Genomic DNA, 18379 nt, shown 5'->3' with positions numbered 1-18379 from the left:
TTCAGAAGCGGCTTTTAAAAAAACGAATCAGGCAGTCGTTGTGCGGCTAGAGACCCACTTTAGAAGGGCAGGTCGTTGTCGTCGTCCGAAGCAATGGGAGCGGCCGAAGCGCGCAGGTTGGGGTTGGAGTTCTGAGCGGGAGCAGCGGCGCGGGGAGCCTGCTGCTGGTAGCCACCACCCTGGGGAGCCGAAGCACCACCAGCGGCCGACTCAATGCGCCATGCCTCCAGGTTGGTGAAGTACAGCATCTGGCCGTTCTTGTTGAACCCGCGGCCACGCAGGTTAAAGGAAACCTTCACCTCGTCCCCAATTTTGTAGGAGTCGATGAGGGCGGTTTTGTCCTGTACCAGTTGGAACTTGATATGCTCGGGATACTGGCCGTCTACGACCTCCAGCACGAACTCGCGCTTGCGGAATTTTTCGCTCACCTGCTGTTCGTCGAAAATTTCGTGCAGGCGGCCGGTAGCTTCGTAAGCCATAGGAATGAAATATGTTGGGGAGTTGAAAACAGTAAACCAAACCTACGAAAAAAAACGCGGTTCGTTCCTGTCGCGTAAGGCCATTTCGGGCCCATAGCCTGACTACCTTTACCTTGCGTTTTTGCTCACCCATCAACTTTTTTTGCCCATGAGTGCTCCCTTCGCTCTGGCCCTGCACGGCGGGGCCGGCACCATTTCGCCCGCCCTGATGACACCCGAAAAAGAACACGCCTACCGCCAGGCCCTGCAAGCTGCCCTGGAAACCGGGTATGCGGTGCTTCGGCAGGGTGGGGCCGCGCTGGATGCTGTGGAGCAGGCCGTGCGCAGCCTCGAAGACTGCCCTTTATTCAATGCCGGCCGGGGCGCGGTGTTCACCCACGACGGCCACCACGAAATGGACGCCGCCATTATGGACGGTCGTAACCGCGCCGCCGGCGCGGTGGCCGGAGCCCGCACCGTGCAGAACCCCATTCGGGCGGCCCGCCTGGTAATGGAGAAAACCGAGCACGTGCTGCTGGCCTGGCCCGGGGCCGATGAGCTGGCCCGCCTGCACGGCCTGCCCACCCAACCTCAGGAGTATTTTTTCACCCAGCAGCGCTACGACCAGCTTCAGGAAGCCTTGCAGGAAGGTCGTATGCGCCTCGACCACTCCGAAACCCTACACCCCGAAACGGCTGCCCCCGTGGCCGAGCCGGCCGCTTTTTCCAACCCTACCCACGAGGACCCGAAGAAAAAAATGGGCACCGTGGGCGCTGTAGCCCTCGACCAGCACGGCAACCTGGCCGCCGCCACCAGCACCGGCGGCATGACCAACAAGCAGTTCTCCCGCATCGGCGACTCGCCCATCATCGGCAGCGGCACCTTCGCCGACAACCGCACCTGCGCCATCAGCTGCACCGGGCACGGGGAGTTTTTCCTGCGGGCCGTGGTAGCCCATGATATCAGCTGCCTGATGGAGTACCGGGGGCTGAGCCTGGCCGAAGCCAGCCGCATTGTGGTGCACGACAAGCTGGCTCCCGTAGGCGGGGAGGGCGGCCTGGTAGCCGTGGATGCACTGGGCAACGTGGCTCTGCCCTTCAACTCTGAAGGCATGTACCGGGCTTGGCAAACCTCCGCTGAGGATAAGCCTTGGGTTGCCATCTACAAAGGTTGAGCCCTGATTACGGAGTTGTGGCCGACACAGCTTTTTGGTGGCTATATATATCTTTTTGGTGGCTATATATATAAGGAGTGGTCACGGCTAATAGCTGCTGGCACTCATCACGGGTTATGTAGCATTTGGATAAATGCAAAAAGCCCTTATTCAGCTTGAATAAGGGCTTTTTGTACATTTGGTTACATTGCTTATCCGGCAGGTGCCGGAGCATTGGCAGGTTTGCCGGCCGTGAGCCGCTCCGACTCGGCGGCCTGCTGACGCAGCTTTAGGTCGGGGTAGAATTCCCGCTCCGTTACGTCGTAGAGGTTGCCCTTCACCAGCACGTGCAGCAGCATGTTTTCAATGGAAATGGCTTCACCCTTTTTGGCAGCGGCGGCGTTGTTATGCTCCAGCTTGTGCCCATCCATGATAATAACCAGGTTGGAGCCGATGGCCTCCAGCTGGTTGCCCTCGGTGATGAGCACGCCCGTGTCCTCACCCAGACCAATGCCGATGAGTTTGGGGTGCAGCGCTACGGCCTCTAGCAGACGGCCAAAGCGGCCGCGCTTCACAAAGTGGGAGTCGATAACCACGTTATCCAGGAAGCCCAGGCCGCTGCCCATCTTTACCGCGCCTTTCATCAGGGCATCCGGCACGCTGCCGCCCTTTATCATGGTTTTCGACATGGCCACGGCTCCGGCCGAGGTGCCCGCAATAATGAAGTTGGGCGTTTCGTAGTACCGCTTTTTCAGGGTAGCCAGAAAGTCAGTGTCATCGAACATTTCGGTGAGGCGCGACTGATTGCCCCCCGAGAACATCACAATGTCGGCCCGGCGCAGGCGCTCTACGTACTGCCGCTGCAAGGCATCTTCGCGGGTGCGGATATCCATAATGTTCACGTTGTTGCAGTTCAGCATCGTGAACGAGGACAAATACACACGGGCCACTTCCTCCGGAATCATGGAAGCTGTGGTAATAACTTCAATTTGCGGGTCTTCCTTGCCCGACTCCAATACCACCCGCTTCAGAATACCGAGCTCGAAAAAGTTGAGGTAGTATTTCTTCTTGGTGCGGGGATTGGGGTAGGTGCCCTTGTCCTCGTTGCCTCCAATGGCAATGAGCTTACCGAGCGGTTTTTGATTTTTCAAGGTCGAATTCAGCTTTAGCAAAACAAACAGGAGCAACAAGAAGCCAACTCCCGGGAAAAGTGGCAAGCAAGCTTCGGGCCACGTGCTACCGAGTATACGGAAAAGTGGAGCTTACGCCAAAGTGGAACATGGCACCACCGGGCGCCACATACATTCAAATAGATGGGTTACCCACCAGCGCATCCAGCGTGCTGGTAGCCACGGCGTGGTAGTTGGGCCGGGCCTGAGCGTATAGCTGCCGGGCCCGCTCGGTGCCGCCGGGGGTGGCCAGCAGGGCCCGGTACAGCGGCGTGAGAAATTTGCGTCGGCCCACCCGCGTCAGGAACTGGCGCAGGGCATCGTGGGCCGGGGCATACTCCGCCGCAATGGTGTGCGGAAACCAGGCTGCCAGAATTTCGGAGTTGCCGGAGCTGGTAAAATGAAAAGCGTCATCCAGCTCTGCGAGCTGGGCCGATGATACCTCCCGCGGTAAGCCGTGCAGAAAGTGCACCCACTCGTGGCTGCTCCAGCCCTGCGTGTCCAGCTCTGCGGCGGTAGCGCCCTGCTGCCAGGCACGCAGTGCGGCCTCCACGGCCGCAAACCGCTCGGAGGCCACGGCCGGCGCGCCTTCCGGAATGCCCGGGCCATACACCCAGGCTTCCAGATGAAGTTGCTGCTCCAGCCCCGGGTACTTGTCCAGCAGCTCCCGGCGCAGGTAAGCTACGAAGGAAGCCGTGTCCATACTCTGAAAACTGTGCCGCGCGAAATACTCCTTTATAAAGGTGTCGAGGGCGGGGCGGTCCACCAGGTGCTCCAGGGTCAGGAGCAGATAGTCGCCTTTCTCGTAGGCAATATCGTTGAGGCCCTCGTCCGGGTCACGGCCGGCCAGGTTGAGGTGCAGGTGGGTATCAGGGCTAGAGGGGCCCAGCTCCAGCACGGTGTGTTGCAGGGAGGTGTGGCCCAGCACCTGCAGCATGTCGGCGTAGGGCTGGCCGTAGAGCTGCTCCATAATGCGGCGCTCAAAATACACCGTGAAGCCCTCGTTCAGCCAGAAATCGTTCCAGGTGGCGTTAGTTACCAGGTTGCCGCTCCAGGAGTGGGCCAGCTCGTGAGCCACCAGGCTGGTCAGGCTCCGGTCGCCGGCCAGAATGGTGGGCGTTACAAACGTTAACCGCGGATTCTCCATGCCGCCGAAGGGGAAGGAAGGAGGCAGCACCAGCAAATCGTACCGCTCCCAGCGGTAAGGGCCGTAGAGGTCCTCGGCGGCAGTCACCATGTTTTCCAGGTCCTCAAACTCGCTGGCCGCTACCGGCAGGGTAGCAGGCTCGGCGTACACGCCGGTGCGCGGACTCAGGGGGCGGAACTCCACGTCACCCACGGCCAGAGCCATCAGGTAGGCCGGAATAGGCTGCTGCATCCGGAAATGGTAGCGCCCGTCGGTGGTACGCTGCTGCGGGTTCTCGGCGCTCATCAGGGCCAGCAGGTGCGGCGGCACCTGCACCTGGGCCTCATACGTGAAGCGCACTCCCGGCGAGTCCTGACACGGCAGCCAGGTACGGGCTAGGATGGCTTGCGACTGGGTGAACAGGAAGGGTTGTTGGCGGCCGGCCGTTTGCTCGGGGCTGAGCCACTGCAGCGCCGCCGCCTGCGGGCTGGTCTGGTACCGGATGGTAACGGCCGTGGTGTCGGGGCGGAGCGGGATGCGTAGCGCCTGGCCCAGCACGACATCGGCAGCTTCCTGTTCAAAGGCTACTTGCTCGGGCCCACCGTTCAGCGTAACCGCTTCAATGTGCAGGTCGCGGGTGTCAAGCAGGAGCTCGGTGGCTTTAGTGCCCGAGCGGGTGAGCTGCCAGGTAGCCGCGCCGCGCAGTACCCGGGCGGCAAAGTCAACGGTTAACTCCAACTGGAGGTGATGCACGCTTACCTCGGCAGGGCGGGCGTGACTGTGCGGGTCGGTGGTAAGAACAGAATGGGGCATATGAGCGGAAAGGAAAACGACGGCTGCCCGCCGGGCAGGGCTGCTTGATGCGCAACGGAAAGCTTGGCTGTACGAGAAAAGTACTGCCAACAGATATCCAAAGGTGCAGCCAAACGCCTAACTTGCGCAATGAGCCGGAGACGGCGCGGTGGGCAACTCCACTGTGCCGAATTCAGTACAACGCCTTGTCTGCTCTGAGCTGCCGTTGGGTAACTCGTAGCAGAGAAGTTTTCATTACTGATTCTCGCTCTTCATTCCCCTATGTCTGCATTCCACCGCCCTTCATTTTTCACCACCTTTTGCTGCTGGCTGCTGGGCCTGCTGCTGTGCACCTCCGTGGTGTCGTGCAGCCAGGATCAGAAAGCCCAGTTGAAAGAGGCGTTGCCCGGCGGCATCACCAAAGCCGGCGGCGCGCAGCCCAAGCTCGACAGCGTGTACATTGTAAAGTACATGACGGCCGAGCCCAAATTCAAAGACCAGATTGAGTGGGCCAAGAAGTTTTACCGGGAGCGGGACTTCCGCCTCGGCTGGTTCCGCAACCACGAGCTGGTACCGCAGGCCAAAACAATGCTCGGCGTTATCAACAAAGCCGCCGACGAAGGCCTGGATCCTAAAGAATACAAAACCAAAAACTTCGATAAGCTTTTCAGTGACCTAGAGGCGGCTCAGGGCGACTCTACCCGCCGCAATGCGCTGGAAAAGGAAATCGATGTGGCCCTGTCGGGCACGTATTTCAACTATGCGTCTGATTTTTACCGCGGTACGGTTGACCCCCGAGCGGTAAAATCTATTGACTGGAACGTTAAGCGCAACAAAATCAAGCTGCACAAGGCGCTCATGACCATCCTGAAGGAGCGGGAGAGTACCTACGGCTACTATGATTTTGAACCGCTGCACCCCGAGTACGACCGGCTGCGCAAAGCCTTGGCCGACTACCGCGCCATCCAGCGCAACGGCGGGTGGCCGACGCTGCCCGCTGGTACGCGCCTGAAACCTGGTGCCGCCTCACCGGCCGTGGCTACTTTGCGCCAGCGGTTGCTCGGTAAAGACGCGGCCGCATCGACTGCCTCCGCTACTGCTTCTACCACCACTACTCCGGCCGTGGCGGTATCTAATAAAACGGGTCAGACCACAGCTCCCAACGCACCAGCGGCCGAGAAATACGATGCTGAACTGGTAGCAGCCGTGAAGGAATTTCAGGTTGATAATGGCCTGAAACCCGACGGCGTTGTGGCTGGCGAAACTCTGCGCCTGCTCAATATTCCGGTGAATCAGCGCATCGATCAGATTATGCTGAACATGGAACGGTGGCGCTGGATTCCGAAAAAGTTTGAGCCCGATTACCTGTTGGTGAACATTCCCGAGTACACTCTGCACGTGGTAGAGGAGGGCAAAGAGGCCTTCACGATGCCGGTTATTGTGGGCAAAACGCTGAACGCAACTCCCGTTTTCAGCGACAAAATGGAGTTCGTGGTGCTGGCTCCTTACTGGAACGTGCCCTATAGCATCATCGATAAAGAGCTTCGCTCGAAGCTGGCCGCCGACCCCCAAGGCACCCTCGACCGGCTGGATATGGAGGTGGTGAAAGGGTGGGGCGCCAAGGCGACACCCATTGACCCCTCCACCATTGACTGGGTAAACCTCACGGAAAAGACGTGGAAGTACACCCTGCGCCGCCGCCCCGGTCCTAAGAACGACCTCGGCGACGTGAAGTTTATCTTCCCCAACTCCAACGATATTTACCTGCACGACACCCCCCACGACGAGCTGTTCAGCCAGGCCAAGCGCGGCTTCAGCCACGGTTGCGTGCGGGTGGCCGAGCCCATCAAACTGGCCGAGTACCTGCTCCGCGACAAGCCCGGCTGGGACCGGACGGCCATCCTGGATACCATTGCGGGCCGCCGCGAGAAGTACGTGACTCTCCCCGAAAAGCTTCCGGTTTACCTTGTGTACTTCACTACCTGGGTAGATGAAGCCGGCAAGGTGCATTTCCGGGACGACATTTACGGCCACGATAAAGCGCTGGCAAAAGAGTATTTCAACTAAACTTTCCTGCGGCTTCTAGCTGTTCTCGGTTGCTAAACAGTCCCCACTCTGGCATGTGCCGGGGTGGGGACTGTTCGTTTACACAGGCATTACAGAAGCTTGGGGAAGCGGCAGCTTGTGCTGGCTCAGCACAGTATAAGCCAGCGTTGCGAAGCCAGCACAATGCATATAACGCGGCAGCCTATTCCATCTATACATAGTGACCTGAGGATACGCATACTATAAGTAGGCAATCGAGGACTTGTGAACTGCTCAGGTATACGGTAAGCAGAATTGCGGGCACTGCAGAGTGGTGATTAAAGAAACCCGTTTGCTCTAGCAGGAGAATGGGAGTGGGTGAATAGATAACAATTGTATTAACATGTGTAAACAAAGTAATGACAATGAAGCAGAATTTTATAAATGTAAACAGAAGATGGTAATGGTTGTCATATGTAACAAGTGAATTTGGGATAGATACGGCCTAGTTATTTGAAGTACATTTGTAAACGTACCTATTTACTTGCTCATGCTTGATCGGATTCGCCAATTGCTGACCGACCGCCAGCTTTCCTCCACGCAGTTTGCCGATGCCATTGGGGTATCTCGGCCTGTTATCAGCCATATTCTGAGCGGTCGGAACAAGCCTAGCCTGGAAGTGGTGCAGAAGATCCTAAGCGCATTTCCCGACGTCTCTACTACTTGGCTGTTGAATGGAACTGGTGCCATGAAATCAGTAGGCCCGGCCATCCATGATGCTGCTACGCCCAAGCGCCGTGTTGCCCAAACGCAACCTGCGGTAGCAGAGCCAGCCCCAGAGCCACAAACAGAGCCCCTGCAGGCATCCGTAGCGCAATCGAAGGATACTTTGCTTGATGAGCCTATCCGAAGCGCTGGTCAGGCCAAACCAAGCTCTATTCCGGATGTGTCCGTGGCAGCTTCTCCTTCTGAGCCAACAGAAGCTCCACTCCGTGCCGCAGTAGTCCCATCAGCAACCGTAGTATCCAATGAGCAGGCGGCTGCTAATGAGCCAGTTGGAGCCGATTGGGCACAGGCATTAGCTGAACCGGGAAAGACAATCCGGCGTATTGTAATATTCTACCAGGACGGCACATTCGCTGATTATCAGCCGGAGGTGCCATCCTCCCCAGCAAGGCGCTAGATTTCCGGCCCGGTACGAATCTTGGTGGATTAAAGGAATACAATTTGTCAGGCTGCTAAAAACCTGGTACAGCGGTTGAGTACAGGTTTTCTATCGGTTGATGGCTGTGCAATGCGGATTAGCACTGTTCATATTGTTTTCGTGATATGCAGGTTCTTACTAAGCGAATTGATAAAACAGGTTGTTATAGATATATAAGTTGTTGTAAATCATGTAATTGTTGATAGTGACATGAAGTGTGAATTAGAGTTATTGATTTTGGCTTTATAGCAGTTTAGAAAGGGTTTTGTTATATCTAATTGATTTAATATTTCGGTTGCAACGTGATTAAATTAGTACCAGGAAGTAGGGCTTCAATGCTAACTTATTTGTCAGCTGAATAAATCGCTTTTATTATAAGCGTGGGCTGGCCTTAAGAGCGGCATTGAACTTCTGTTCTTGACCAGAAGCATAAATCGGCGACACAAAAATCAGAGAAGCCAAGGTCATGGGTGTGCAGTACATAATCATGCGTGTGCACTGTAAGCAATGGCAGGTGCTCGGGTGTGCAGTATTGTAAAGTATATGATATGCGTGCTGGTTATATAATGAGTCTGTTACAGATGTTATCAAGTGATTGCTTGATAATTACTCTCGGCAGGAAGGCGGCGGAGGTGCAGTATTGTTAACTTGGGCTGATAGTAACCACCCAATTACAGCCGGTGGACTTGCCAGCAAAGTGCTTGCCCCGTTTCGGCGTGGTGCGTACCTTTGGGCTATGAAAAAACTTCGTCTGCTCTTCCTGTTCGCCGCTGGCGCTTCGTTGTTCCTGTCGTCCTGCTCACAGGCTCCCGATGCGGAGAAGGACCCCAATGCTGATGCTGCCTACAAGCGTAGCCACCGCCCGGAGGGTTACCGCGAGGCTCAGCGCAGCAACGTGAACTACTAAGCTTCCTTTTTTCCGTTATAAGGGATAGTAATAGCAAAAGCCCCGCTGGATCTGTTCCAGCGGGGCTTTTGCGCATGTTACCCGGCTGAGTAGCGGGCTATACCGCTTCAACCAGTGGCAACGGGGCTACCTCCGGTAGTGGTAGTTTCTCCAGAAGCTGTGCTTCCAGCAGGGCGGCCCAGGTGCGCAGGTACAGCACCACATCGTCGCGCTGGTTGTGGCGGAGGGCGTTGCGCCGCTCAAACGGAATAGCTTCCCGAATAACCGGGTCTGAGAGCCGCTCCAGGTGCGCCAAGTCTTGGCGGGTAAAGCCCAGGGCCAGCATGGCGTCAATGGTTTCGTCGATGGGCAGGCCGCTGGTGGGGCAGTAGTCGCGCAGCTGCTGGTCCCAGTCGCCGTAACGCTGCATGGCGCGGGCGTGGATTTCACCTTTGGGCAGGGCCGTAACGGTTTGGGCCAAGTGCCCGCAATTACAGCTGCCCATATGGCCCCATTCGTACGGAGCCTCCTTCGCTAGCCGCTGCGCCGTGGTGCGCAGGGCCTCAATAACCGGGAAAGTGGAGTGAGCCATAAGTAGTAGAAACTATGGTGTTTGCTACCTATAGAAGCTGGCTGAGACGCTTTTTGTTTCATATCCCGGGCAATAGTCAACGAAGTCTCCGGGCCCGATAAAAACAACGCGGCCCGGCTTACTGACAAGCCGGGCCGCGTTGGGCCGAAATTAACAGGAAGCTTATCCCTGCCGGTTGCCGCGGAAACGGCGCCGGCCGCTACGGCCGTTGTTGGCCGCGCCCGACTCGGGGCGGGAGCCAGCCGTTGCACCGTTGGTAGAGGCGGGGCGCTGCCCTTCCCGGTTGCCGCCAGAAGCCGGCCGTTCAGCCGTACGCGGCGCGCCATTCGCCTCCCGACGGCCGCCACCGCCGCCCCCCTGGGGCCCACGGCCCGGACGAGGTGGCCGGCCCGCCGGACCTTTCGGACGCTTAATAGCTGGCCCGCCCGAGAGGGGCACCGGTGCCACGGCTGAGGAATAATAAGGATGATCTTCGATGACGGGTACCTGCCGACGGATCAGCTTCTGGATGTCCTGCAGATACGCCCGTTCCTCGTCGTCGCAGAAGGACAGGGCCGTACCGTCGGCGCCGGCGCGGCCGGTGCGGCCGATGCGGTGCACGTAGGTTTCGGGCTCGTTGGGAATTTCGTAGTTCACCACGTGGGTCAACTCATCTACGTCAATACCCCGGGCGGCAATATCGGTGGCCACCAGCACGCGGGTAGTGCCGGCCTTGAAGTTGCTGAGGGCGCGCTGCCGGTGGTTTTGGCTTTTGTTGCCGTGGATGGCCTCGGCGGCAATGTTGGCCTTGGCCAGGGTCCGAACCACTTTGTCGGCTCCGTGCTTGGTGCGCGTGAACACCAGTACCCGCCGGATAGCTTTATCTTGGAGCACATGCTCCAGCAGAGCCGGCTTGTCGGTTTTCTCTACCATGTACACGGCCTGGGTCACGGTATCGGCCGTACTCGACACGGGCGTAACCGTCACTTTCACCGGGTTGGGGCGCAGAATGCTGTTGGCCAGCTCCTGAATCTGGCCGGGCATGGTGGCCGAGAAGAACAGCGTCTGGCGCTGCTTGGGCAGCTTGGGCAGAATCCGCTTGATATCGTGGATAAAGCCCATATCCAGCATCCGGTCGGCCTCGTCCAGCACGAACACCTCCAGGTGGCGAAGGTCGATGAAGCCCTGGTTCATGAGGTCCAGTAAGCGGCCGGGCGTGGCAATGAGTACCTCTACGCCGCGCTTGAGCGCCTGTACCTGCGGGTGCTGGCCCACGCCCCCGAAAATAACCGTGGAGCGCAGCTTGGGCAGGTGGCGGCCGTAAGCCCGGAAACTTTCACCAATCTGAATGGCCAGCTCCCGGGTGGGGGTGAGCACCAGGCAGCGGATGCGGCCGGGCGCGTGGCGCTCCACCAGGGAGGTTTGATGCAGAATCTGCAGGATAGGAACGGTAAACGCGGCGGTTTTGCCGGTACCTGTCTGGGCAATGCCCAGCAGGTCGTGGCCTTCCAGCACCTGCGGAATAGCCTGCTGCTGAATAGGTGTGGGGGTAACGTAGCCTTCCTCGTGCAAAGCACTCAGGATGGGCTCAATCAGGTTGAGTTCGTCGAACGACATCGAGGGGAAAAAAGCCGGGCCGCCGGGGCCGCGGAGATGATACTGCTATAGAAGAGCCCGCAAAGGTCGGGTTTTTAATTGGAAGCCGCTTTCCGGCTCGCAAAACTAGTAGCTGCCAACGCAGCACCGGGCCGCGGAGCCTCGTATACGGCAGCTCCGTACTTTCGCTGCACACTACTTTCTCTGCGCTATGCACGTTATCGAACGAACCATTGCCTACGACGGCCACTACAAACTCAGCAAGCTGCGGGTGCAGGACGAGGCCGACGTGCTGAATCGGGAGCGGTTTGAGCCGGGCCGGGCCGTAGCGGCCCTGGTGTATGACACTGCCACCCAGCACTACATCTTCACCCAGCAATTCCGCATTGGGCCCGAAGACGAGCTGGTGGAGCTGGCCGCCGGCATGATTGACGGCGACGAAGAACCAAAGGCCGCCATTCGCCGCGAAATTCAGGAGGAGCTGGGCTACGACGTAGACCGGCTGGAGCTGATTACCCGCATGTGGCCCTCGCCCGGCACCAGCGCCGAAACCATTACCGTGTTCTACGCCGAGGTCAGCAACCAGTCGGGCCCCGGGGGCGGGCTGGCCGAGGAAAACGAGCGGATTGAACTGGTGCGCCTCACCTGGGACGAGCTGGTAAAAGCCCGCTTTGAGGATGGCAAAACCCTGCTGGCCGTGCAGTGGGTGCAGCTACAAAAAGCCGCCAAATCCTGATGGCTGAAACGCACAAAACCCCGGCTTTTCCTGGAAAAGCCGGGGTTTTGCATTTGGCAACATCAGGTAAAGTTACTCCGCCTTGATGATATACTCGAAATTCTGTTTGGTCTTAGCGTCGTTGATTGTCAGGTAGATATCCTGGGGTGCATCGACTTTAACAAATGGTACAGTGCGCTTGCTCATGTACAGGTCCCGGTTCCAGAAGCGGCCGTTGCCGGCGGTGAGGCCGGGCACGTTCAGCACCTCTTTGCCATCCTTGGTTTTGCCCACCACGCTCAGGTAGGCCGGGTCGGCGTTCTGAGAGCCGCGGCGGTACATGGTTACTACCAACTGGCCCCCGGCGGGCAGCTGCTGGAAGCGACGCTGATAGGTCGAGTCGGCCCAGTTGTTCATGCGCTTCAGCTCGTTGATTTCCGTCAGCAGCAGGCTGTAGGGGCGGTAGGCCACGCGGGTTACGCAGGCGTCTACCTCGGCGTCCTCGTCCGTGTTTTTGGTCACGTTCAGCACGTAGGGGCTTTCCTCGTCCTTTTTGGGGAAAGTGTATTTTTTACGGGGCTTGCCGGGCATGTACTGGGCCGAGGCGGCCAGCGTGCTCAGCACCAGTACGGCGAGGAGGAGAATTTTCTTCATTTGAGAAGGTAAAATGCGGATTACGACAGCGGCTGATTTTTGGAGGATACAAAGATACATAAAGCCCGGCCCGCTACCGCAGATTTCGATTAACAGCCCGCGAAAAGCGGTAGGTACCAGCCCACATCGGGCTGAGGACTTCTACAGCCTCAGTAGCCAAAAGAGCATACTAGCTGCGGGTATAGCGCTACTCCGCGTAGCGGCGACGATACTGCAGGCCCCCGGCAACAAGAAAACAGCCGGCCGCCAATAGCTCCGTGTGCCCGAACAGCCCGAGCAGCAACAGAAACATGAACAGCCCAAATACCGCCCGTAGGTACTGCTGCATGTGCCGGCCGGTTTGGTACAGTACGGCCCGAAACAACAGGGTGCTACTCAGCATCATTAAAAACCCAATTACCGCCTTTGGTGTAGCGGCACCCCAGAAAATCCACAGGGCTTCGGGGAGCAGCAGCATACCGAATAGGGCCACTTGCTGGCCGTATAGCTGCCATTGGCTATAGGGAAAGTTGCGGGCAAAGCGCACATACGTCAGCTCAAACTCGTTCGACTGGTAAAGCAACAACACGTGTATTAATGCCACGCTCAGGGCCATAAGTCCAATCAGCCGTACGTCAGCCCGGGAGTCGGGAAAGACGCTGAAGAACAGAAGTATGCTAATAGCAGCGGCTACTTTGGTAATGAAGAAGGCCAGACGTTGCCGCCCCAGCAGTTCGAACAGGAACAGGCTGAACAGCGGCTTGGGCCACCCGCGCAGCCACCGGGGCCTGGTTGTGGTGGCCGGGCCAGGGTGCAGATTATTCGTCAGGCGGTAATAACGTCGGGCGCTGTACCCAACGAGGACCAGCAGATACCCGGGCAGGAGCAGCGGAACCACCCAATGACCATACACCACGCCCACCAACATACCATACGCACTCATCACCACCAGCGGCAGCGCCATGACGAGTTGCACTATAGCCCAGGCCCCCAGCTGCTGGCGCGGCCGCAGGGCGTTAAGGCTGTAACGCAAAAACGTAGCGTCGGGGACCTGCAGGCGTCGGCCCACGTACTGCCAGGTTTTGGCACTGTAGACCCATAGTATCAACAGAAAAATAACTACGCCCTGGGGCTCGCTCACGCTGGATATGGCTAGCTGCAGAGCTGTTTCAATGATTTTGTCGGGCGTGAGATGGGTTTGGTTTAAGACGTTAGTGTAAAAGAAATTGCTGAAAACCAGGATGAGCAAGGAAAGTAGCAAGCCGGTGTTGACTTGGTAAAATCCCTTGGCAACCACTTTCAACAGCACGCGGGTATGGGCTTGGCTCATGTGATGTGGTGCAGCGTAGCCCCGGCCACCCGAATTTCCCGCACATTCGGGAGCAGATCGTTTTCCAGCTCTTGGTGCGAAGAGAGCAGGAACATGGTGCCTGTCTGTTGCTGCTCCCTGATCCAGCCAAAAAGGATGGGCAGCGAATCGGCGTCCAACGTAGTCAGCGGTTCATCGAGCAGGATGCAGCTGGGCCGGCCCAGGAACGCCAGCACCAGCGCCAGCTTCTTCAGCATGCCGCTTGAATAGGTACTGATGGGGTCCGTCAGGTAGGCGGTCATGCCCATGCTTTCCACGTACTTTTCCTCCTGCCGGGCCGGGGCATTTTTGGCCGATGTAAACATTCTGATCAATTCGATGCCCGTCAGGAAATCAGGGAACACCGGCTCCGCCTCCGCAAAATTGACCCGGCTACGATAGGCGGCCGGATGCTTTTTTATGGTCAGGTTATTCAGCGCAATATCCCCCTCGAAAGACAGAATGCCGGCCACCGACTGTAAGAAAGTGCTTTTCCCGGACCCGTTATGCCCCCGAATCCAGTACACCCCGGAGTCGATGGTGAAATTATCCAGCCGAAGAATGGTGTGGCCGTTGTAGGCTTTGTGAAAATTGTAAAATGCCAGCATGCAGGAGCAAATAGAGCGTAGGGTCCGATGCCGGAAAGTCTGGCTGCGGCGCTAATTTCAACCGCGGTAACGCCGCCCTTCGGCAATTGTTGTGGAGTCCCGAAGCTGCAATTGCGCCTGCCAAACGTGACGAAATCGTAACCCGATAGTAACACCAGCATCATACTGTCTATCGATTTTTGCAGTGGATTAAACGGGTAGAAAGCATGCGGACTCCCATTGCCCTATCGTTGCTGCGCCGCCTCGTGCGCGCCGCCGCGTACCTTGTGTTTCAGCTAGCCCTGATGCTGGCCTATGCGTTGCGCTCCGTGGGCGCTGTGCGGCTGCCCTGGCACTTCAGCCACGCCGCCGATGAGGACGGCCCGGCTGCGGCCATTCGCCCCGGACGGCGCATCCGGCCCCGCACCGGCCTGAGCGCCCGCCCCGCCTTATGAGTGACGCCACAATTGCCACCAAGCCCCCGCGCAAGCCGGCCCGGCGCCGGCTAGAGGTCTGCGTTATTTCTGATGTGCACCTGGGCACCTACGGCTGCCACGCCCCCGAGCTGCTGCGCTACCTGAAAAGCGTGCGGCCCCGCATCCTGGTGCTCAACGGCGACATTGTGGACATCTGGCAGTTCAGCAAAAACTACTGGCCCCCGGCTCACATGCGGGTGGTGCGCTACCTGGCCGGGCTGGCGGCCAAAGGCACCCGCATTTACTACCTTACCGGCAACCACGACGAGCTGCTGCGCAAGTTTGCCGGCACCCGGCTGGGGGCGCTCAGCATCGACAATAAGCTGGTGCTGGACCTGCCCCACGGCAAAACCTGGCTGTTTCACGGCGACGTGTTCGACGTGACCATGCGCCACTCGCGCTGGCTGGCCCGCCTGGGCGGACAAGGTTACGACCTGCTGATTCTCTTGAACCGCTTCGTGAACTGGGGGTTGGCCCGGCTGGGGCGGCCGCGGGTGGCGCTGTCGAAGGCGGTGAAGAACCGGGTAAAAAGCGCCGTGAGTTTGGTGAGCGACTTTGAGCAGACTGCCGCCACCATTGCCGCCGATAAAGGCTACCGTTACGTCGCCTGCGGCCACATTCACTGCCCCGAAATCAAGCCACTGACCACTCCACAGGGCGAAGTGGGCTATCTGAACTCCGGCGACTGGGTGGAAAACCTCACGGCCCTGGAGTACACCGCCGAGGCCGGCTGGCAGCTCTACCACTACCACCTCGACCCCCGCATGCAGCAACCCGCCCCCGCGCACCCCGACGAAGCGGAAGCCGCCGCCGATGCCCCGGCCGCCGAGCTGCTGGCCGGTCTGCTGCGCGAAATGGGAGTAGGGTAGTCATTCTCGTTATTATACCTCGCTTCATGCGCATTTTGTACGCCATTCAGGGCACCGGCAACGGGCACCTGAGCCGGGCCCTGGACATAGTACCGCTGCTGCAGCAGCGGGGAGAGGTGGAGGTGCTGGTCAGCGGACCGCCTGCCGATATTCCGCTGCCGTTTCCGGTGCGCTACCGCTGCCACGGGCTGGGGTTTGTTTTTGGCAAGAAAGGGGGAATTAACTTCGTTAAAACCTTCGTGCAGCTTAATTCCAAAGCCTTTCTGCGCGAAATCCGGCAGCTGCCGGTGGCTGCTTACGATTTGGTAATAAGCGACTTTGAACCGGTGTCGGCCTGGGCCTGCCAGCAGCAGGGCGTGCCCTGCGTGGCCCTGAGCCATCAGGCAGCCGTGCTGAGCGAATACGCGCCCCAGCCGGCCTCCTTCGACCCGGTGGGGCGGGCCGTGCTGCGCCACTACGCGCCGGCCACGCGCCACTATGGCTTCCACTTTCAGCGCTATGAGCCCCACATCAGCACGCCCGTTATCCGGCGGCAGGTGCGGGAGCTGGTGCCCGCCAACGACGGCCACTACACGGTGTATCTGCCGGCGTTTGACGAGGAAACGCTGGTGCGCCGCCTGCGCTACCTCAGCCGCACGGTGCAGTGGCAGGTATTCAGCAAGCATAGCCAGCAGCCCGCCCAGCACGGCAACGTGCAGGTGTGGCCCGTGAGCGGGGCGGCCTTCACCGATAGCCTGGCCCGCAGCGCCGGCGTACTCTGCGGGGCCGGCTTCGAAACGCCCGCCGAGGCGCTGTACCTGGGCAAAAAGCTGCTGGTGCTGCCCATGAAACAGCAGTACGAGCAGGCCTGCAATGCCGCCGCCCTGGCCGATATGGGCGTGCCCGTCGTCAGGAACCTCAAGGACAAGTCCCTGGCCGTACTGGACCACTGGCTGCAATACGGGCGCCCCGTTTCCGTCGATTATCCGGATGAAACGGCTTCCGTACTGGATAAGCTGCTGCTGGAAGCGGGGAGGGGAGTTAGGGGTGAAGTGGTGAAACTGGGGGTATCATAAACGGTGTATTGGGCATGTAGAAACGCATACTTGCGCCTCCACCGTGGGAGCGGGAACCACGATTGTCGTTCGTTCAACGACGAGATGCGTATTCCCGTCTCTACACCGTTCGTAAAGCGGCTATTACCCTTGCGAAGGCAGCACGTGCGACTCCCCGGTTCAGGGCTTCTGATCCACACGCTCGGAATGACGTTCCGATAGCGCCTGCCGCTGCCCGAAAATTCTCAACAACTTCCCCGTTTCCCATGCTGCCTCCCGCTTTCTACCCGGCTTCCGGCCCCACTGCTTTCTGCCGCGCCGATTTCGGGCCGAACTTTCAGTGGGGAGTATCGGCCGCGGCGTACCAGACCGAGGGAGCCTGGAATCAGGATGGCAAAGGCCCGAGTATTTGGGATGATTTCGTGCGCCGCCGGGGTCGCATCAAACGCGGTGAAACGGCCGATGTAGCCACTGATTTCTACCACCGCTGGCTCGATGATACCCATTTGTTAAAACAAATGGGTATAGATAATTTCCGTATTTCAGCGGCTTGGGCGCGTATTTTGCCAGCTGGAAAAGGAGGAATTAACCAAAAGGGAATAGACTTTTATAGTCGCCTGATTGACGGCTTACTGGAGCAGGGCATCACGCCCTGGCTTACCGCCTACCACTGGGATTTGCCTTTGGCTTTGCAGCGGCTGGGAGGCTGGACCAATCGTAGCGTGGTAGGCTGGTTTACGGACTACGTGGAGCTGCTGGCGGCTCGCTTCGGTGACCGGGTGCAGCACTGGATGGTGCTGAACGAGCCCATGGTGTTTACCGGGGCCGGCCACCTGCTGGGCGTACACGCGCCGGGGCGGCGCAGTCTGGGCGCGTTTCTGGCCGCTACCCACCACGCGGCGCTGGCCCAGGCCGAGGGCGGGCGGGCCTTGCGCGCGGCCCTGCTGGCCTCAGCCCAGATTGGTACCACGTTTTCCTGTTCCTACGTAACCCCCAGCCGGCCCGGTCTGGCCCGGGATGAGCGCGCCACCCGCCGCGCCGACGCCTTGCTCAACCGCCTGTTTGTGGAGCCGGCCCTGGGCCTGGGCTACCCCGTGGCCGATTTGCCGGTACTTAGCTGGCTGGACCGCTACCACCAGCCCGGCGACGAAGCCCGGCTGCCGTTTGCTTTCGACTTTCTAGGGGTGCAGAACTACACCCGCGAGGTGGTGCGGCACGCGCCTTACGTGCCGCTGCTGTGGGCCCGGCTGGTGGGGGCCGCAGTCCGGGGCGTACCGTATACCGAAATGGGCTGGGAAGTGTACCCCGAAAGTCTGTACCACATGCTGCAGCAGTTTGCGGCCTACCCCAATGCGCCCCGCCTGCTCATCACGGAAAACGGCGCGGCCTTTCCCGATTACCCCAACCTGATGGGCCAGGTGCCCGACGCGGCGCGGCAGGCTTACCTGCAGGCCTGCATTGGGCAGGTGCTGCGGGCCCGGCAGGAGGGTGTGCCCGTGGAAGGCTACTTCGCCTGGTCGTTTACCGACAACTTTGAATGGGCCGAAGGGTACGGGCCCCGTTTCGGGCTGGTGCACGTGGACTACGAAACCCAGCGGCGCACCATCAAGGACTCGGGCCACTGGTACGGGCGGTTTCTGGCGGGGCAGCAGGTGCACGCCGGCCCGCACGTTGGGCTTCACGATTCGGTAACTGCCTCGTAAAGTTGGCCTAACAGTGCCCCGGTAGCTTTGGCGC

At 59.1% G+C, this 18379-nt stretch carries 17 protein-coding genes and 1 pseudogene; 9 read left to right on the top strand and 9 right to left on the bottom strand.

Annotation, left to right across the window (positions count from 1 at the left end; translation table 11 throughout):
- Positions 1-59: 59 nt before the first annotated feature.
- The gene (locus tag LF252_RS08425; protein WP_226269140.1) at positions 60-479 is read right to left on the bottom strand and encodes a DUF3127 domain-containing protein; all 420 of its coding nucleotides are present in this window, start codon (positions 477-479) and stop codon (positions 60-62) included.
- Between the two features lie 148 nt (positions 480-627).
- On the opposite strand from LF252_RS08425, the gene LF252_RS08420 reads away from it, so the two are divergent.
- Positions 628-1632: an isoaspartyl peptidase/L-asparaginase family protein gene (locus LF252_RS08420; protein WP_226269139.1), complete on the top strand. Its 1005-nt coding sequence runs from the start codon at positions 628-630 to the stop codon at positions 1630-1632.
- 191 nt (positions 1633-1823) lie between these two features.
- Here the strand turns inward: LF252_RS08420 and LF252_RS08415 are convergent, their stop codons facing one another.
- Both LF252_RS08415 and LF252_RS08410 read right to left on the bottom strand, forming a co-directional pair.
- Positions 1824-2762: a cyanophycinase gene (locus LF252_RS08415; RefSeq protein ID WP_226269138.1), complete on the bottom strand. Its 939-nt coding sequence runs from the start codon at positions 2760-2762 to the stop codon at positions 1824-1826.
- Between the two features lie 154 nt (positions 2763-2916).
- The gene (locus LF252_RS08410) at positions 2917-4719 is read right to left on the bottom strand and encodes a M1 family metallopeptidase (protein WP_226269137.1); all 1803 of its coding nucleotides are present in this window, start codon (positions 4717-4719) and stop codon (positions 2917-2919) included.
- A 261-nt stretch (positions 4720-4980) separates the two neighbouring features.
- Here LF252_RS08410 and LF252_RS08405 point away from each other — a divergent pair, with 261 nt between their 5' ends.
- The 3 genes from LF252_RS08405 to LF252_RS08395 all read left to right on the top strand — a co-directional run bounded on the left by LF252_RS08405 (position 4981) and on the right by LF252_RS08395 (position 8834).
- Positions 4981-6765: a L,D-transpeptidase family protein gene (locus LF252_RS08405; protein ID WP_226269136.1), complete on the top strand. Its 1785-nt coding sequence runs from the start codon at positions 4981-4983 to the stop codon at positions 6763-6765.
- A 508-nt stretch (positions 6766-7273) separates the two neighbouring features.
- Positions 7274-7906: a helix-turn-helix domain-containing protein gene (locus tag LF252_RS08400; protein ID WP_226269135.1), complete on the top strand. Its 633-nt coding sequence runs from the start codon at positions 7274-7276 to the stop codon at positions 7904-7906.
- A 757-nt stretch (positions 7907-8663) separates the two neighbouring features.
- Positions 8664-8834, top strand: coding sequence for a hypothetical protein (locus LF252_RS08395; protein ID WP_226269134.1), 171 nt, complete (start codon positions 8664-8666; stop codon positions 8832-8834).
- Between the two features lie 97 nt (positions 8835-8931).
- On the opposite strand, the gene LF252_RS08390 is transcribed toward LF252_RS08395, so the two are convergent.
- A complete protein-coding gene (locus LF252_RS08390; RefSeq protein ID WP_226269133.1) occupies positions 8932-9405 on the bottom strand; it encodes a hypothetical protein in 474 nt (157 codons plus the stop codon).
- A 162-nt stretch (positions 9406-9567) separates the two neighbouring features.
- Entirely contained in the window at positions 9568-11001 is a 1434-nt protein-coding gene (locus LF252_RS08385) for a DEAD/DEAH box helicase (RefSeq protein WP_226269132.1), read from the bottom strand.
- Between the two features lie 190 nt (positions 11002-11191).
- On the opposite strand from LF252_RS08385, the gene LF252_RS08380 reads away from it, so the two are divergent.
- Positions 11192-11716, top strand: coding sequence for an NUDIX domain-containing protein (locus tag LF252_RS08380; RefSeq protein ID WP_262904891.1), 525 nt, complete (start codon positions 11192-11194; stop codon positions 11714-11716).
- Here the strand turns inward: LF252_RS08380 and LF252_RS23145 are convergent.
- The 4 genes and pseudogenes from LF252_RS23145 to LF252_RS08360 form a co-directional block, all read right to left on the bottom strand.
- A pseudogene (locus LF252_RS23145) lies at positions 11692-11769 on the bottom strand (hypothetical protein); the annotation flags it as partial. The gene LF252_RS08380 and the pseudogene LF252_RS23145 overlap by 25 nt on opposite strands.
- Before the next feature lie 19 nt (positions 11770-11788).
- On the bottom strand, positions 11789-12349 hold the full coding sequence (locus LF252_RS08370; RefSeq protein WP_226269130.1) for a hypothetical protein: 561 nt from the start codon (positions 12347-12349) through the stop codon (positions 11789-11791).
- 187 nt (positions 12350-12536) lie between these two features.
- A complete protein-coding gene (locus LF252_RS08365; protein ID WP_226269129.1) occupies positions 12537-13658 on the bottom strand; it encodes a hypothetical protein in 1122 nt (373 codons plus the stop codon).
- On the bottom strand, positions 13655-14284 hold the full coding sequence (locus LF252_RS08360) for an ABC transporter ATP-binding protein (protein ID WP_226269128.1): 630 nt from the start codon (positions 14282-14284) through the stop codon (positions 13655-13657). Before LF252_RS08360 ends, LF252_RS08365 begins: the two co-directional genes overlap by 4 nt.
- A gap of 206 nt (positions 14285-14490) precedes the next feature.
- Here LF252_RS08360 and LF252_RS08355 point away from each other — a divergent pair, with 206 nt between their 5' ends.
- The 4 genes from LF252_RS08355 to LF252_RS08340 all read left to right on the top strand — a co-directional run bounded on the left by LF252_RS08355 (position 14491) and on the right by LF252_RS08340 (position 18345).
- Positions 14491-14718, top strand: coding sequence for a hypothetical protein (locus LF252_RS08355; protein WP_226269127.1), 228 nt, complete (start codon positions 14491-14493; stop codon positions 14716-14718).
- Positions 14715-15608 (top strand): UDP-2,3-diacylglucosamine diphosphatase, encoded by an 894-nt coding sequence (locus tag LF252_RS08350; RefSeq protein WP_226269126.1) that lies wholly within the window; start codon positions 14715-14717, stop codon positions 15606-15608. The genes LF252_RS08355 and LF252_RS08350 overlap by 4 nt, the downstream gene beginning before the upstream one ends.
- Before the next feature lie 26 nt (positions 15609-15634).
- Positions 15635-16663 (top strand): glycosyltransferase family protein, encoded by a 1029-nt coding sequence (locus tag LF252_RS08345; RefSeq protein ID WP_226269125.1) that lies wholly within the window; start codon positions 15635-15637, stop codon positions 16661-16663.
- A gap of 245 nt (positions 16664-16908) precedes the next feature.
- Complete coding sequence (locus tag LF252_RS08340; RefSeq protein WP_226269124.1) at positions 16909-18345, top strand: GH1 family beta-glucosidase; 1437 nt, start codon at positions 16909-16911, stop codon at positions 18343-18345.
- Positions 18346-18379: the final 34 nt, after the last annotated feature.

It is taken from the genome of Hymenobacter pini, from assembly GCF_020421205.1.
GTDB classification, from domain to species: Bacteria; Bacteroidota; Bacteroidia; order Cytophagales; family Hymenobacteraceae; genus Hymenobacter; species Hymenobacter pini.
Note: the sequence above shows the minus strand (reverse complement) of the source record. Positions and strands in the feature narration are given on the sequence as shown.

Bases quoted from the DNA above. Each gene is read 5' to 3' on its own strand.
- LF252_RS08370 (WP_226269130.1), bottom strand. From the start codon at position 12,349: ATGAAGAAAATTCTCCTCCTCGCCGTACTGGTGCTGAGCACGCTGGCC.
- LF252_RS08380 (WP_262904891.1), top strand. From the start codon at position 11,192: ATGCACGTTATCGAACGAACCATTGCCTACGACGGCCACTACAAACTC.
- LF252_RS08410 (WP_226269137.1), bottom strand. From the start codon at position 4,719: ATGCCCCATTCTGTTCTTACCACCGACCCGCACAGTCACGCCCGCCCT.
- LF252_RS08405 (WP_226269136.1), top strand. From the start codon at position 4,981: ATGTCTGCATTCCACCGCCCTTCATTTTTCACCACCTTTTGCTGCTGG.
- LF252_RS08425 (WP_226269140.1), bottom strand. From the start codon at position 479: ATGGCTTACGAAGCTACCGGCCGCCTGCACGAAATTTTCGACGAACAG.
- LF252_RS08390 (WP_226269133.1), bottom strand. From the start codon at position 9,405: ATGGCTCACTCCACTTTCCCGGTTATTGAGGCCCTGCGCACCACGGCG.
- LF252_RS08385 (WP_226269132.1), bottom strand. From the start codon at position 11,001: ATGTCGTTCGACGAACTCAACCTGATTGAGCCCATCCTGAGTGCTTTG.
- LF252_RS08365 (WP_226269129.1), bottom strand. From the start codon at position 13,658: ATGAGCCAAGCCCATACCCGCGTGCTGTTGAAAGTGGTTGCCAAGGGA.
- LF252_RS08345 (WP_226269125.1), top strand. From the start codon at position 15,635: ATGCGCATTTTGTACGCCATTCAGGGCACCGGCAACGGGCACCTGAGC.
- LF252_RS08350 (WP_226269126.1), top strand. From the start codon at position 14,715: ATGAGTGACGCCACAATTGCCACCAAGCCCCCGCGCAAGCCGGCCCGG.
- LF252_RS08360 (WP_226269128.1), bottom strand. From the start codon at position 14,284: ATGCTGGCATTTTACAATTTTCACAAAGCCTACAACGGCCACACCATT.
- LF252_RS08355 (WP_226269127.1), top strand. From the start codon at position 14,491: ATGCGGACTCCCATTGCCCTATCGTTGCTGCGCCGCCTCGTGCGCGCC.
- LF252_RS08340 (WP_226269124.1), top strand. From the start codon at position 16,909: ATGCTGCCTCCCGCTTTCTACCCGGCTTCCGGCCCCACTGCTTTCTGC.
- LF252_RS08395 (WP_226269134.1), top strand. From the start codon at position 8,664: ATGAAAAAACTTCGTCTGCTCTTCCTGTTCGCCGCTGGCGCTTCGTTG.
- LF252_RS08400 (WP_226269135.1), top strand. From the start codon at position 7,274: ATGCTTGATCGGATTCGCCAATTGCTGACCGACCGCCAGCTTTCCTCC.
- LF252_RS08420 (WP_226269139.1), top strand. From the start codon at position 628: ATGAGTGCTCCCTTCGCTCTGGCCCTGCACGGCGGGGCCGGCACCATT.